At 67.1% G+C, this 14,485-nt stretch carries 9 protein-coding genes and 1 pseudogene (1 of these 10 only partly in view); 7 read left to right on the top strand and 3 right to left on the bottom strand.

The genetic code is table 11. From position 1 onward, the window contains the following. The 3 genes and pseudogenes from ACYCAX_RS02615 to ACYCAX_RS02605 all read left to right on the top strand — a co-directional run. Nucleotides 1-5,439 (top strand): annotated as a pseudogene (locus tag ACYCAX_RS02615) (Hpt domain-containing protein); it begins 2,318 nt to the left of the window's first position. Further along, nucleotides 5,432-6,466 (top strand): chemotaxis protein CheB, encoded by a 1,035-nt coding sequence (locus ACYCAX_RS02610; RefSeq protein ID WP_015475147.1) that lies wholly within the window; start codon nt 5,432-5,434, stop codon nt 6,464-6,466. The pseudogene ACYCAX_RS02615 and the gene ACYCAX_RS02610 overlap by 8 nt, the downstream one beginning before the upstream one ends. A 28-nt stretch (nt 6,467-6,494) precedes the next feature. Then, entirely contained in the window at nt 6,495-6,995 is a 501-nt protein-coding gene (locus tag ACYCAX_RS02605; protein ID WP_294977470.1) for a chemotaxis protein CheW, read from the top strand. A gap of 369 nt (nt 6,996-7,364) precedes the next feature. Here the strand turns inward: ACYCAX_RS02605 and ACYCAX_RS02600 are convergent, their stop codons facing one another. Beyond that, a complete protein-coding gene (locus ACYCAX_RS02600; RefSeq protein ID WP_294976495.1) occupies nt 7,365-8,084 on the bottom strand; it encodes a 16S rRNA (uracil(1498)-N(3))-methyltransferase in 720 nt (239 codons plus the stop codon). A 65-nt stretch (nt 8,085-8,149) separates the two neighbouring features. After that, nucleotides 8,150-9,553 carry an adenosylmethionine--8-amino-7-oxononanoate transaminase gene (locus ACYCAX_RS02595; protein ID WP_460247365.1) on the bottom strand — a complete coding sequence of 468 codons (1,404 nt, stop codon included), beginning with the start codon at nt 9,551-9,553 and terminating at the stop codon, nt 8,150-8,152. 191 nt (nt 9,554-9,744) lie between these two features. Here ACYCAX_RS02595 and ACYCAX_RS02590 point away from each other — a divergent pair, with 191 nt between their 5' ends. The 3 genes from ACYCAX_RS02590 (at nt 9,745) to ACYCAX_RS02580 (ending at nt 12,569) form a co-directional block, all read left to right on the top strand. Then, complete coding sequence (locus ACYCAX_RS02590) at nt 9,745-11,235, top strand: flavin monoamine oxidase family protein (RefSeq protein ID WP_015475151.1); 1,491 nt, start codon at nt 9,745-9,747, stop codon at nt 11,233-11,235. Nucleotides 11,236-11,412: 177 nt separating this feature from the next. Beyond that, on the top strand, nt 11,413-11,967 hold the full coding sequence (locus ACYCAX_RS02585) for a cytochrome b (RefSeq protein ID WP_015475152.1): 555 nt from the start codon (nt 11,413-11,415) through the stop codon (nt 11,965-11,967). Between the two features lie 26 nt (nt 11,968-11,993). Next, nucleotides 11,994-12,569, top strand: a complete 576-nt coding sequence (locus ACYCAX_RS02580; protein WP_041711680.1) for a YceI family protein — start codon at nt 11,994-11,996, stop codon at nt 12,567-12,569. 52 nt (nt 12,570-12,621) lie between these two features. Here ACYCAX_RS02580 and ACYCAX_RS02575 read toward each other — a convergent pair whose 3' ends face one another. Then, nucleotides 12,622-13,056 (bottom strand): MarR family winged helix-turn-helix transcriptional regulator, encoded by a 435-nt coding sequence (locus ACYCAX_RS02575; RefSeq protein ID WP_041712331.1) that lies wholly within the window; start codon nt 13,054-13,056, stop codon nt 12,622-12,624. Nucleotides 13,057-13,324: 268 nt separating this feature from the next. Here ACYCAX_RS02575 and mexA point away from each other — a divergent pair, with 268 nt between their 5' ends. Then, the gene (gene mexA / locus ACYCAX_RS02570) at nt 13,325-14,482 is read left to right on the top strand and encodes a multidrug efflux RND transporter periplasmic adaptor subunit MexA (protein WP_157883291.1); all 1,158 of its coding nucleotides are present in this window, start codon (nt 13,325-13,327) and stop codon (nt 14,480-14,482) included. The last annotated feature ends 3 nt before the right edge of the window (nt 14,483-14,485 follow it).

Here is a 14,485-nt window from a genome sequence, read left to right as displayed (position 1 = left end):
CCCGCCGTGGCCGAGGGCGTCGACCTCAGCCTGGATGCGCCTTTGGCGCTGGACGAACTGCCCGGCAGCGTCGAACCGGTTGCCCCGGCGGACGCGCTGAGCTGGGACCTCGAACTGCCCGCCGCCGAACAGCCGCTGGTCAGCGATGACAACTGGACCCTCGGTGAGTCGTCCGAGACGCCCGCCGTGGCCGAGGGCGTCGACTTCAGCCTGGATGCGCCGCTGGAGCTGGAAAGCCTGACGCTAGAGGGCGCTGACGAACCGCTCGCGTCGGTGGAGGACTGGAGCGAGCTGGATATCGCCGACCTCGACCTGCCGGAAATCGAGCTGCCGAGCCCGCCGCTGGTGGTGGAGCCGGTCGGCGAAACGCTTGAGAAACCGCTGTCCCTCGCCGAGGTGATGGCCGCGCCGACCCAGGCGATCAACCCGCCGGCGCAGGATGTGCCGCCCAGCCTGCTGCCGCCGCCCGCCGACGAAGAGCCGATGGACGAAGAGCTGCGCGAGGTCTTCATCGAAGAGGCCGGCGAGGTGCTGGAAACCATCGGCGCCCATCTGCCGGCCTGGCTGGCGGATGGCGATGAGCGCGACGCGTTGACCGAGATCCGCCGCGCCTTCCATACCCTCAAGGGCAGCGGGCGGATGGTTCGCGCGCTGGTGATCGGCGAGCTGGCCTGGTCCATCGAAAACCTGCTCAACCGTGTGCTCGATCGCAGCATTTCCGCGACGCCCGCCGTACAGCAGGTGGTCCAGGACGTGGTTGCGCTGATGCCGGAGCTGGTCGAGGAGTTTGCCGCCAACGCCCAGCGCCAGCGTGACGATGTCGATCGCCTGGCCGCCACCGCGCATGCCCTGGCCAAGGGGCAGCCGGTCCCGCCGCCCCGTGGCGGGCAGCCGGAAGCCGGCGCCGAGGGCGACCGCGCGAACGTTGTGCCGAACGCCGTCGAGGTGGACGGCGAAAGCCTCGATCCGCAGTTGCTGGACATCTTCCGCAACGAGGCGGAAACCCATCTGGAAACCCTGGTCGGCTTCCTCGCCGATTGCGCGCAGCAGTTGCCGCAGCCGGTGACCGACGACCTGCAGCGCGCCCTGCACACCCTCAAGGGCAGCGCGCACATGGCCGGCATCCTGCCGATCGCCGAAATCGCCACGCCGCTCGAGCGGCTGATGAAAGAGTTCAAGACCAACCTGCTGCAGATCGACCTGCGCGAGGCCGAATTGCTGCACGGCGCCGAGCGCCTGTTCCGGGTTGGCCTGGATCAACTGCTGGAAGGTCACCCGCTGGCGCCCATCGACGGCAGCACCGAGCTGCTGGCGCGCATCGCCCAGGTCCACCAGGAGCGCCTGGAGGCCGCCGAGGCCAAGCGTCGCGGCGAAAGCGGCGAGGGCAGCGATCCGAAGCTGATCGGCGTGTTCCTCGCCGAGGGCATGGACATCCTGCTGGACGCCGAAGACCTGCTGCGGCGCTGGCGCGAACACCCGCAGGAGCGCCAGGAGCTGGGCGCCCTGCACGATGAACTGGAAACCCTCAGCCGAGGGGCGCAGATGGCCGAGCTGCCGCAGATGGCCGAGCTGGCCGATGCGCTGCTGGCGGTCTATGGCGCGGTGCAGCAGGGCCGCCTGGAGGTTGGCGAGGCCTTCTTCAGCGCCGCCGAGGACGCGCACGAAGCGCTGATCGGCATGATGGACCAGGTCGCCGCGGCCCTGCAGGTCAGCCCGCGCGCGGAACAGGTCGATGCGCTGTGCCGCCTGCTGGACTCGGCGCCCACCGAGCCGGAGCAGGACTTCGTCGATCCGGAGAGTCTGACCGCCGAGGATTTCCCGCCCGAAGACGAAGAGTTCCTGCTCGATGCCCGGCCCGTGGCCGAGGATGACCTGCCGGACGGCCTGACCTGGCCGCCGCGCGGCGAGAACGCCGAACAGGCGCGTCACGCCGATGACGACGAAGTCATCACCGCCGCCGACCCGCGCCCGCACGCCGCGCCGCGGCATCCGCCGCAAGCGCTGGACGAGGAAATGGTCGCGATCTTCCTCGAAGAGGCGGTGGATATCCTGGATAACGCCGGCCAGGCGCTGGAGAAGTGGCTGCAGTCGCCGGATGCCCTGGCGGCCCTGTCGACCCTGCAGCGCGACCTGCACACCCTCAAGGGTGGCGCGCGCATGGCCGAGATCCGCGAGATCGGCGACCTTTCCCACGAACTCGAATCGCTTTACGAAGGACTGCTGGACCATCGCTTCCAGCACAGCCCGGCGCTGGGCGATCTGCTGCGCACCTGCCACGACCGCCTGGCGACCCAGCTCGACCAGTTGCAGGCCGGCCAGGCGCTGACCGATCCGGCCGATCTGGTGCAGATCATCCGCACCTTCCGGCAGAACCCGTCCGCCGGGCTGAGCGCCCTGCTGTCCCAGACCCCGCTCGACGCGGAAGCGGAGCAGGCGCCGCTCGAACAGGCGATCGAACTGCCCGCCGACGCCGAGCTGGAAAGCGACGCCGAGAGCGCTGAACAAGCGTCGGCGGCGCTGCCGGAGATCGACCTGCAGTCCTTCCTCGACAAGGCCGAGGCGGGCATTGACGAAACACCGCCGGCGATCGTGCCGGAACCCGTCGTCGACGCCGGCTACGAGCTGGACGACGAGCACGACCAGGAGCTGGTGGAAATCTTCCTGGAGGAAGGTTTCGACATCCTCGAAAGTTCCTCCGGCGCCCTGCAGCGCTGGATGGACAACGTCGACAACAGCCTCGAACTCGAAGCCTTGCAGCGCGATCTGCACACCCTCAAGGGCGGCGCGCGGATGGCCGAGATCCGCCCCATCGGCGACCTCGCCCATGAACTGGAGTTTCTCTACGAAGGCCTGTGCGGCGGGCGCCTGCGTGCCAGCCCCGGGCTCTTCGAACTGCTGCAGCGTTGCCATGACCGTCTCGCGGAGATGCTCGAGGCCGTTCAGGGGCACCGGCGGATTCCGGAGGGCGACTCGCTGATCGAGGCGATCCGCCGATTTCGCGCCAACCCCGACGAGCAACTGAGCATCCCCAGCAGCGTCAGCCTGCAGGCGCTGAGCGCCGAGCCGAACCTGCCGGAAGGCCCGGAAGCGGACATCCTCGACATCTTCCTCGAAGAAGCCGACGACCTGCTCGAGAGCATGGAGCAGGCCCTGGGCCGCTGGGACGGCGAGCGCGAGAACGGCGCGCTGGACGAACTGCTGCGCATTCTCCACACCCTCAAGGGCGGCGCTCGCCTGGCCGGCCAGAGCGCTCTGGGCGATCTGGCCCACGACCTCGAACAGCACCTGTCCGAGGCCCAGCAACAGGGCGCGCCCTGGCCGGAAAGCCTGCTGCTGGACGTGCAGTCCGGCTTCGAAGGGCTGCAGGCCGAAGTCGACCAGTTGCGCCAGCACCTGGGCGAGGCCGAGGCGCCCGCTGCGCCGACGCCGCTTCAGCCCGAGCCGCAGACGCTGCCGGCGGTGCTGCCCGACGCGATCATGGCCGCGGTCGAAGCGCCGCGCGTCGAGGCGCCGGTGGTACTGCCGTTCGTGCGCCGCGCCCAGGAGGCCGCCCAGGAAGCCGCCGCCCGCCGTGCGCCGCAGGAACTGGTGAAGGTCCCCGCGCAACTGCTCGAAGGCCTGGTCAACCTCGCCGGCGAAACCTCGATCTTCCGGGGCCGCGTCGAGCAGCAGGTGAGCGACGTCGGCTCGACCCTGACGGAAATGGAAGCCACCATCGAGCGGGTGCGCGACCAGTTGCGCCGTCTGGACACCGAAACCCAGGCGCAGATCCTCTCGCGTCACCAGGCTGACGCCGAGCGCGCCGGCTACGAAGACTTCGACCCGCTGGAAATGGACCGCTACTCGCAGTTGCAGCAGCTCTCGCGCGCACTGTTCGAGTCCGCGTCCGACTTGTTCGACCTGAAGGAAACCCTGGCCGCGAAGAACCGCGACGCCGAGACCCTGCTGCTGCAACAGGCACGGGTCAACACCGAGCTGCAGGAAGGCCTGATGCGCACCCGCATGGTGCCGTTCGACCGCCTGGTGCCGCGCCTGCGCCGGATCGTCCGCCAGGTGGCGAACGAGCTGGGCAAGCAGGTCGAGTTCGTGGTCAGCAACGCCGAAGGCGAAATGGACCGCACGGTGCTCGAACGCATCGTCGCGCCGCTGGAGCACATGCTGCGCAACGCGGTGGACCACGGTATCGAGTCCGGCGAGGCGCGCCGCCTGGCCGGCAAGCCGGAAGTCGGCACCATCCGCCTGACCCTCGGCCGCGAGGGTGGCGACATCCTCCTGACCCTGGGCGACGACGGCGGCGGCATTCGCCTCGACGCGGTGCGGCGCAAGGCCATCGAACGCGGCCTGATGACCGACGACAGCGACCTGACCGACCACGAGGTGCTGCAGTTCATCCTCGAGGCCGGCTTCACTACCGCCGAGAAGATCACGCAGATTTCCGGCCGTGGCGTCGGCATGGACGTCGCTGCCTCCGAAGTGAAGCAACTGGGCGGCTCCATCAGCATCCACTCGACGCTGGGCGAGGGCACGCACTTCAACATCCGCCTGCCGTTCACCGTGTCGGTGAACCGCGCGCTGATGGTGCTTTCCGGCGAGGACCTGTACGCCCTGCCGCTGAACACCATCGAAGGCATCGTGCGGGTTTCCCCCTACGAGCTGGAGGCGCTCTACGAGCAGGCCTCAGCCGAGGGCAACGCCGCGCCGCGCTTCGAATACGCCGGCCAGGGCTACGAGCTGAAATACCTGGGCGATCTGCTCAACAACGGCCAGCACCCGAAGCTGGTGGGCCAGTCGCTGCCGCTGCCGGTGATTCTGGTGCGCTCGGCGGACCACGCCGTGGCGGTGCAGGTCGACGCCCTGGCGGGCTCCCGCGAAATCGTGGTGAAGAGCCTCGGTGCGCAGTTCGCCGGGGTCGCCGGCATCTCCGGCGCGACCATCCTCGGCGACGGCCGCGTGGTGGTGATTCTCGACCTGCTGGCGACCATCCGCGTGCGCCATGCGCACGCCCTGCAGGCGCAGCCGCGCCGCCAGCTGGCGGGGCCGGCCGTGGCGGAAATCGAGCATCAGCGCCCGACCCTGGTCATGGTGGTGGACGACTCGGTCACCGTGCGCAAGGTCACCAGCCGCCTGCTGGAACGCAACGGCATGAACGTGCTGACCGCCAAGGACGGGGTCGACGCCATCGCCCAACTGCAGGACCACAAGCCCGACATCATGCTGCTGGACATCGAGATGCCGCGCATGGACGGCTTCGAGGTGGCGACCCTGGTGCGCCACGACGAGCAACTCAAGGATCTGCCGATCATCATGATCACCTCGCGTACCGGCGAGAAGCACCGCGACCGTGCCCTGGCCATCGGGGTCAACCAGTACCTGGGCAAGCCGTACCAGGAAAGCGAACTGCTGGAGAGCATCCTGAGCCTGGTGAAGTCCCATGTCTGAGCAGAGCACGCCGCGCATTGCGGTGATCGCCGATACCTCGCTGCAGCGCCATGTGCTGGGGCAGGCCCTGGCCGGCCACGGCTACCAGGTGGTGCTCAACGCCGACCCGGCGCGCCTGGACGGCGAACAGCTGGACGCCTGCGAGACCGACCTGTGGCTGGTGGACCTGGCGCAGCAGGAAGACTCGCCGCTGGTGGACAACCTGCTGGAACAGTCGCGGGTTCCCGTGTTGTTCGGCGAGGGGTACGCGCCGGAGCGGCATTCCGAACATTATCCGCGCTGGGAGCGGCGGCTGGTGTCCAAGCTGCGCAAGCTGGTGGGCGACCCCAGCGCCGGCGTGGGCCGCAGCCTCGCCGCGCTGCTCGATGAAGCGCAGCGGCCCAGCCGCGTGGCGCTGCCCGACGATCTTGCGGCATCGCCGCTCAAGGCCGGCGAGCCGGCCGCGCAGGTCTGGCTGCTGGCGGCGTCGCTGGGGGGGCCGGCGGCGGTGAAGGCGTTCCTCGATGCGCTGCCCGGCGCCTTGCCGGTCGGCTTCCTCTATGCCCAGCACATCGATCCGGCGTTCGAGGCCAATCTGCCGCAGGCGGTCGGCCGTCACAGCCAGTGGCATGTGAACACCGTGCGCAATGGCGACCCGGTGCGGTGCGGCGAAGTGGTGGTGGTGCCGATCAGCCAGGAGCTGGGGTTCGACGGCGAAGCGCGGATGCGCGTTCTGGAGCGTGCCTGGCCGGAGCCGTACAGCCCGTCCATCGACCAGATGATGCTCAACCTCGCCCAGCAGTACGGCGAGCGCTGCGGCGTGATCGTCTTCAGCGGCATGTGCAGCGACGGCAGCGCGGCGGCCGCGTACGTGCGCCGGCAGGGCGCGGAAATCTGGACCCAGCGCGCCGACAGCTGCGCCTGTTCGAGCATGCCCGACAGCCTGCGCGAGGGTGGCTACAGTACGCTGTCCGCCGACCCGCGCGAGCTGGCGGCGGCGCTGGTCAACCATCTGGCCGCGCAGTGCGTGGCCGAAGTGACGCAATGAGACAGCCGGTCAACAGCGGAGTGGTGCGATGAGTGATCTTCCCGTGGTCAAGGAAGGCGGCCAGTCCGCCGTGGCAGCCAACGCCGGACCGGCGAGCCTGACCGGCCTGCTGGTGCCGCTGGCCGACCGCAACCTGCTGCTGCCCAACGTGGCGGTGGCCGAGTTGATCACCTACCGCGCGCCGCACCCGGTGGACGGGTTGCCGTCCTGGTACCTGGGTCAGGTGGCCTGGCGCGACCTGCGCCTGCCGCTGCTGTCCTTCGAGGCAGCCTCCGACGGCCAGGCGCAGGTCAGCGCCGGCGCCCGCGTACTGGTGCTCAACGCCCTCGGCGGCCGGGCCAGCGTCAAGTTCCTCGCCCTGCTGGTGCAGGGCATTCCGCGTTCGCTGAAGGTCGGTACCGATTTGCAGCGCGCCAATGTGCCGCTGGCGCCGCTGGAACTGGACGCGGTGAACCTGGGCGACGAGCAGGCACGCATCCCCGACCTGGTCGCGCTGGAGCAGATGCTGGCCGATTCCGGCCTGATCTGAAGCCGCCTGGGCGCGCCCTGGCGCCCCATCCGCCTGTTCGGTGCTCTGCTGCTTCTGCTGTGCGGCGCTGGTGGACTGGCTGAGGCACAACGCCTCGCCGTGCTGGCAGCGGATGAGCCATGCGTTGTGCGGGTTGGTGTTGGCGGGGTTGGCGTTGCGGGGAATCTGAGTTGACCGGATGCGCCAGAGCTGGGCGGTTCGCGAGCAAGCTCGCTCCTACAGCTCGCCGGCTAGCTCGGAGCGATTTTCGTAGGAGCGAGCTTGCTCGCGAACCCGCCTGGCATCGGCGCTGCCGGCTCCCTCTCCCTCAGGAGCGGGGCGCAGCCAGGGCTGGGGTGAGGGGCTTCTCGGCGAGCGCGAATCCCGACTTCAGAAATCACCCCAAAGCTGCTGCGCCACGCTCAGCGCCACCACCGGCGCCGTCTCGGTCCGCAGCACGCGCGGCCCCAGCCGGGCGGCCTGGAATCCGGCGTCCTTGGCCTGCTCCACCTCCGCATCGCTCAGGCCGCCTTCCGGGCCGATCAGGAAGGCCAGGCTCGTCGGCTTGTCATGGCTGGTCAGCGGCTCGGCCACCGGGTGCAGCACCAGCTTGAGCTGCGCCTCGCAGCTCTCCAGCCATTCGGCCAGGGTTACCGGCGCATTGAGCACCGGCAGCACCGAGCGGCCGCACTGTTCGCAGGCGCTGATCGCCACCTGGCGCCAGTGGGCCATGCGCTTGTCGGCGCGCTCGTCCTTCAGGCGCACTTCGCAGCGTTCGCTGACGATCGGGGTGATCTCGCTGGCGCCCAGTTCGGTGGCCTTCTGGATCGCCCAGTCCATGCGCTCGCCACGGGACAGGCCCTGGCCCAGGTGTATGCGCAGCGGCGATTCGGCCTGGCCGTCGAAGGCTTCGCGCAGTTCCACGCGGACGTTCTTCTTGCCCACCTCGATCAGTTCGCCCAGGTATTCGTGGCCGGAGCCGTCGAACAGCTGCACGGCGTCGCCGGCCGAGTGCCGGAGCACGCGGCCGATGTAATGGGCCTGGGCTTCGGGCAGCTCGTGCTGGCCGAGGGAGAGCGGGGCGTCGATGAAGAAGCGGGAGAGGCGCATGGCGATGTCGAACTGATGGGGGAAAGCGGCAAGCTTAAAGCTTTCGGCCTGCCGCTTGTAGCCGATCAGCCCGGATCGCGATGCTCGGGGAAGCGTTCGCTGATCGCCACGCTCACGCTGTCGCGGGTGGCGATATCGATGCCTTCGCTGGCGACCTCGGCGAGGAAGTCGATCTGTTCGGGGGTGATGATGTACGGCGGCAGGAAGTACACCACGCTGCCCAGCGGACGCAGCAGCGCACCACGCTCCAGACCGTGCTGGAAGACCTTCAGGCCGCGGCGTTCCTGCCAGGGGTAGGGTTTTTTCGTGGCCTTGTCCTGGACCATCTCGATGGCGAGGATCATGCCGGTCTGGCGGATTTCCGCGACGTGCGGGTGGTCGGCCAGGTGCGCGGTGGCGCTGGCCATGCGTGCCGCCAGGGCTTTGTTGGCCTCGATGACGTTGTCCTGCTCGAAGATGTCCAGGGTCGCCAGGGCGGCGGCGCAGGCCAGCGGGTTGCCGGTGTAGGTGTGCGAGTGGAGGAAGGCGCGCAGGGTGGCGTAGTCGTCGTAGAAGGCCTGGTAGACCTTGTCGGTGGTCAGCACCGCGCTCATCGCCAGGTAGCCGCCGGTCAGCGCCTTGGACAGCACCAGGAAGTCCGGGGTGATGCCGGCCTGCTCGCAGGCGAACATCGTGCCGGTGCGGCCGAAGCCGACGGCGATCTCGTCGTGGATCAGGTGTACGCCGTAGCGGTCGCAGGCCTCGCGCAGCAGCTTGAGGTAGACCGGGTGGTACATGCGCATGCCGCCGGCGCCCTGCACCAGCGGCTCGACGATGACCGCCGCGACCTCTTGGTGGTGCTGCTCCAGCGCCTGCTCCATCGCCGCGAACATCGTCCGCGAATGTTCTTCCCAGCTCACGCCTTCGGGGCGCAGGTAGCAGTCGGGCGTCGGCACCTTGATGGTGTCCATCAGCAGCGACTTGTAGGTCTCGGTGAACAGCGCCACGTCGCCCACCGACATCGCCGCCACGGTTTCGCCGTGGTAGCTGTTGGTCAGGGTGATGAAGCGCTTCTTCCGCGGCTGGCCGAGGTTGTGCCAGTAGTGGTAGCTCATCTTCAGCGCGACTTCGATGCCGGCCGAGCCGCTGTCGGCGTAGAACACCCGGGAGAAGCCGGCCGGCGCCAGACGCAGCAGGCGTTCGGACAGCTCGATCACGGGCTGGTGGCTGAAGCCGGCGAGGATCACGTGTTCCAGCTGGTCCACCTGGTCCTTGATGCGCTGGTTGATGCGCGGGTTGGCGTGGCCGAAGACGTTGACCCACCAGGAGCTGACCGCGTCGAGGTAGCGCTTGCCTTCGAAGTCCTCCAGCCAGATGCCTTCGCCACGGCGGATCGGAATCACCGGCAGGCGTTCGTGGTCTTTCATCTGGGTGCAGGGGTGCCAGAGCACGCTGAGATCGCGCTGCATCCACTCGGCATTCAGGCCCATTGGGGTACTCCTAATCTGGCTGGTCGTCTGATGGACGGCTTGAGAGGGTCGGGCAAGCCTATGCAATGCGCTTGAGATGGACAAGGACGCGTCCGACGACACATGTCGCCGATTGCCGACCAAGACGTCTATCCGCCCTTCAGGCGCTGACGTATGCTTCGCCCTTTTGCACCATTTGGGGAATCGTGGCGATGAAGACGGGATGGCTGCGCGCTGCTGCGTTGCTTGCTCTGGGGGTGTTCAGCGCGGTGGCGCTGGGCAAGGACAAACAGCCGACGGCCATCGTGGTCGGTGGCGGACTCGCCGGCCTGTCGGCGGCCTACGAGCTGCAACAGAACGGCTGGCAGGTCACCGTACTGGAGGCCAAGCCGCAGGTGGGTGGCCGTTCGGGCCTGGCCACCAGCGAGTGGATCGGCAACAGCAAGGTGCAGCCGACACTCAACAGTTACCTGGATACCCTGAAGATCAAGGCCGTTCCGGCGCCCGACTTCGTACGTACGCCAAGCTACCTGATCGACGGCGTCTACTACTCCAGCAGCGACCTGAAGCAGAAGATGCCGGCCGTCGCCGCGGACCTGGAGCGCTTCGAGAAGTCGCTGGACGAGCTCTCCGCCTCCATCGAGGACCCGCTCAACCCGCTGTCGAGCAAGACCCTGTTCGCGCTGGACCAGATGAACGCCGCGCGCTGGCTGGACAAGCTGAACCTGTCGCCGACCGCTCGCCTGCTGGTCAACCAGCGCATCCGTTCGCGCTATGACGAACCGTCGCGCCTGTCGCTGCTGTACCTCGCCCAGCAGGGTCGCGTGTACCGCAACGTCAATGACCGCGACCTGCGTGCCGCGCGCCTGCCCGGTGGCAGCCAGGTGCTGGCCCAGGCCTTCGTCAAGCAGATCAAGACCATCAAGACCAACGCCAAGGTCACCTCGATCAGCCAGGACAAGGACGGCGTGACCGTCAAGGTCGGTCCCACCGGCTACAGCGCCGACTACCTGGTACTGGCCGTGCCGCTGCGCGCCCTGGGCAACATCCAGATGACCCCGGGCCTGAGCGAGAAGCAGCAGGCCGCGCTCAAGAGCACCAACTACGGTTGGCGCGACCAGATCCTGATGAAGTTCAAGCGTCCGGTATGGGACGACAAGTCGCGCCTGTCCGGCGAGATCTACAGCGACCAGGGCCTGGGCATGATCTGGGTCGAGCCCGCGACCAAGGGCGGCGCCAACGTGCTGATCAACCTGTCCGGCGACAACGCCCGCGTGATGCAGGCCTTCGGCGATCGCCAGGTGCTGGAGCAGGTGCTGATCCGCATGAACAAGTACTACCCGAAGATGCGCGGCGCCTACGCCGGCTATGAAATGCGTCGCTACAGCACCGACGTCGGTACCGGCGGTTCCTACCTGGCCTTCGGTCCGGGCCAGATCAGCCGCTTCTGGCGCGTCTGGGAAACCCCGGTGTCCCGCGTCGCCTTCGCCGGCGAGCACACCGATGCGCTCTATCCGGGCACCCTGGAAGGCGCCCTGCGCAGCGGCAAGCGCGCCGCCAGCCAGGTTCGTGACCTGTATGCCGGCAAGACCCCGGTGCTGGAAGGCAAGGCCCTGGTTGCCGAGAGCAAGCCGGCCGCCAGCGACAAGGCTGCCGACGGCAAGGGCGAGAAGAAGGGCATCCTGTCCTGGCTGCCGTTCTGATCGGATGCGTCCCGCACACAATGCCGGCGAAAGCCGGCATTGTTGTTTCTGGGCCCTGGTACGCGCGTTTCAGAGGGGATCTATCTTGTGAATCGATGTTTCAAAGCAGGATTTTCCACTTTTATTCGATCAATTTGTCGATAGTCTTGGACCTCCGTTATTCAAGGATGTGGATCGATGCAATGGCGTAATTCCCCCGCTCGCTACGGACTGGTCAGCCTGTTCCTGCACTGGGGCAGTGCGCTGGTGGTCTTCGGCCTGTTCGGCCTGGGCCTGTGGATGCGTGAGCTGGACTACTACGACACCTGGTACCACCGCGCTCCGGAAATCCATAAAGGCATCGGCATCCTGCTGTTCATCGCACTGGCCCTGCGCGTGGTCTGGCGCTTCGTCAGCCCGCCGCCGCCGGCACCGGCCAATCATGGATCGCTCACCCGGCTGGGCAGCAAGGTCGGCCATCTGGCGCTGTACGCGCTGCTGTTCGCGGTGATGATCGTCGGCTACCTGATCTCCACCGCCGAAGGCAAGCCGATCAGCGTGTTCGGCTGGTTCGACGTACCCGCCACCCTGAGCGGGCTGCCGGACCAGGCCGACGTCGCCGGCGTCATCCACCTGTACCTGGCCTGGGCGCTGGTGGTGCTCGCCGTGCTGCACGCCCTGGCGGCCTTCAAACACCATTTCATCGATCGCGACGCCACGCTGACACGCATGTTCGGCCGCGCCGCGAAGTAAAACCTCACCCACAGGGAGATTGTTCAATGTTGAAGAAGACCTTCGCCGCGCTGGCTCTGGGCACTGCGCTGTTCTCCGCCGGCCAGGCCATGGCTGCGGACTACAAGATCGACAAGGAAGGCCAGCACGCCTTCATCGAGTTCCGCATCAAGCACCTGGGCTACAGCTGGCTGTATGGCCGCTTCGACGATTTCGACGGCACCTTCACCTTCGACGAGAAGAATCCGTCCGCCGACAAGGTCAAGGTCACCATCAACACCAACAGCGTGAACTCCAACCACGCCGAGCGTGACAAGCACCTGCGCAGCCCGGACTTCCTCAACGTCGGCAAGAACCCGACCGCGACCTTCGAGTCCACCGCTGTGAAGGCCGATGGCAAGAACGCCGAAATCACCGGCAACCTGACCCTGAACGGGGTGACCAAGCCGGTCACCATCAAGGCCGAACTGGTTGGCCAGGGTGACGACCCGTGGGGCGGCTACCGTGCCGGCTTCATCGGCACCACCACCCTCAAGCTGAAGGACTTCAACATTCAGCGCGATCTCGGCCCGTCTTCCCAGGAAGTGGAGCTGACCCTTTCGGTCGAAGGGGTGCGACAGTAAGACGCGGAATCGCGAAAACGCCGGCATTCGCCGGCGTTTTCGTTTGTATGGCTTATGCCGTACGGTCTGGCAGGCACTGTTGGAGCAGGTGGGTGAGCATCTGTTGCTGGGCGTCGTCGAGTGGCGCGAACAGATCGTCATGAGTTCGTGCGAGGATGGCCAGGGTGCGTGTCTCGATGCTCCGGCCAGCCTCGGTGAGGAACAGCTGGAAACTGCGCTGGTCGTCAGGGTTGCGTTCGCGGCGGACCAGTCCGAGCGCTTCCATCTCGCGAATCTTGCGGGTGACCAGCGCCTTGTCGCGGCACAGTTTGCGGCCCAGGCATTGCAGGCTCTGTCCGGCGTCTGCGCCGATCAGTTCGAGCAGGCGGATGTCCGGCGGGGCGAGGTCGATACCCTCGGCGCACAGCTTGTCCTGGAGGCTTTCGCGCATGTGGTCGAAAACCTTCATCAGGGCTTGTGGCAACTCGGGATTCACGGTGTGGGTCATCGGCGCGGTCACGGTAAACGGAATGTAAATTCGATTGATCGGATCAACCATTTTTCTTATTTTAGTTGATCTTATCAACTTTGTGCTGCCAGACCTCCGCCTTGCGGGAAACCTACTGCCGATTCGGCAAACGACTAAATCGTTTCAGTAGCTTTCCCGCAGGGCTTTCGGACGTTTACAAACAGAGCTGAATGTAAGTATTTTTGCCAGCTTTCCGGACCGGCAAGCCCAACGCCACCCCGGATGCTTTGCTCATGAGGATAACGATATGCAACGAAAGCCAGCCATGCGCGCCCTGGTTCCGACCCTGCTCGTCGCCGTGGCCACTCTTGCCGGCTGTGACAAGAGTCAGGCTCCGCAGGAGACGCCGACCCCTGAAGTGGGGGTGGTGACCCTGCAGGCGCAGGAGGTGACCCTGAGCACCGAGCTGCCCGGCCGCACCACTGCCTATCGCATCGCCGAAGTTCGTCCGCAGGTGAACGGCATCATCCTCAAGCGCCTGTTCAAGGAAGGCAGCGACGTCAAGGAAGGCCAGCAGCTGTACCAGATCGACCCGGCCACCTACCAGGCTACCCTGCAGAGCGCCCAGGCCAACCTGGTGTCCACCCAGCAGCAGGCCGAGCGCTACAAGGAACTGGTGAAGGACGAGGCGGTGAGCAAGCAGCAGTACGCCGACGCCCAGGCCGCCTATCTGCAGGCCAAGGCCGCGGTGGACAATGCCAGGATCAACGTGCGCTACACCAGGGTCTACTCGCCGATCTCCGGCCGTATCGGCCGCTCCTCGGTCACCGAGGGCGCGCTGGTGCAGAACGGTCAGGCCGACGCACTGGCCACCGTGCAGCAGCTGGATCCGATCTATGTCGACGTGACCCAGCCCTCCACCGCGCTGATTCGCCTGCGTCGCGAGCTGGCCGCCGGGCAACTGGAGAAGGCCGGCGACAATGCCGCCAAGGTCAAGCTGTACCTGGAAGACGGCTCGGAATACCCGCTGGAAGGCAAGCTGGAGTTCTCCGAGGTGTCGGTCGACCAGGGCACCGGCTCGGTCACCGTGCGCGCGATCTTCCCCAACCCGAACAAGGAACTGCTGCCGGGCATGTTCGTCCACGCGCAGCTTCAGGAAGGGGTGAAGAAGCAGGCGATCCTCGCCCCGCAGCAGGGCGTGACCCGCGATTTCCGTGGCCAGGCTACCGCGCTTGTGCTGGGCGAAGGCGACAAGGTCGAGCTGCGTACCCTCAAGGCCGAGCGCACCGTCGGCGCCTACTGGCTGGTCAGCGAAGGCCTCAAGCCCGGCGATCGCCTGATCACCGAAGGCCTGCAGTTCGTCCAGCCGGGGGGGCAGGCCAAGGCCGTACCCGCGAAGAACGTGGCGCCCGCCGCCGGGGCCACCGACAAACCCGCCGCCGCGCAACCGGCCAAGCAGGGTTAATCA

Source organism: Pseudomonas sp. MT3 (assembly GCF_054720805.1).
Note: the sequence above shows the minus strand (reverse complement) of the source record. Positions and strands in the feature narration are given on the sequence as shown.

Coding starts and splice junctions, on each gene's coding strand:
- ACYCAX_RS02610 (WP_015475147.1), top strand. CDS start 5,432: ATGTCTGAGCAGAGCACGCCGCGCATTGCGGTGATCGCCGATACCTCG.
- ACYCAX_RS02605 (WP_294977470.1), top strand. CDS start 6,495: ATGAGTGATCTTCCCGTGGTCAAGGAAGGCGGCCAGTCCGCCGTGGCA.
- ACYCAX_RS02600 (WP_294976495.1), bottom strand. CDS start 8,084: ATGCGCCTCTCCCGCTTCTTCATCGACGCCCCGCTCTCCCTCGGCCAG.
- ACYCAX_RS02595 (WP_460247365.1), bottom strand. CDS start 9,553: ATGGGCCTGAATGCCGAGTGGATGCAGCGCGATCTCAGCGTGCTCTGG.
- ACYCAX_RS02590 (WP_015475151.1), top strand. CDS start 9,745: ATGAAGACGGGATGGCTGCGCGCTGCTGCGTTGCTTGCTCTGGGGGTG.
- ACYCAX_RS02585 (WP_015475152.1), top strand. CDS start 11,413: ATGCAATGGCGTAATTCCCCCGCTCGCTACGGACTGGTCAGCCTGTTC.
- ACYCAX_RS02580 (WP_041711680.1), top strand. CDS start 11,994: ATGTTGAAGAAGACCTTCGCCGCGCTGGCTCTGGGCACTGCGCTGTTC.
- ACYCAX_RS02575 (WP_041712331.1), bottom strand. CDS start 13,056: ATGACCCACACCGTGAATCCCGAGTTGCCACAAGCCCTGATGAAGGTT.
- mexA (WP_157883291.1), top strand. CDS start 13,325: ATGCAACGAAAGCCAGCCATGCGCGCCCTGGTTCCGACCCTGCTCGTC.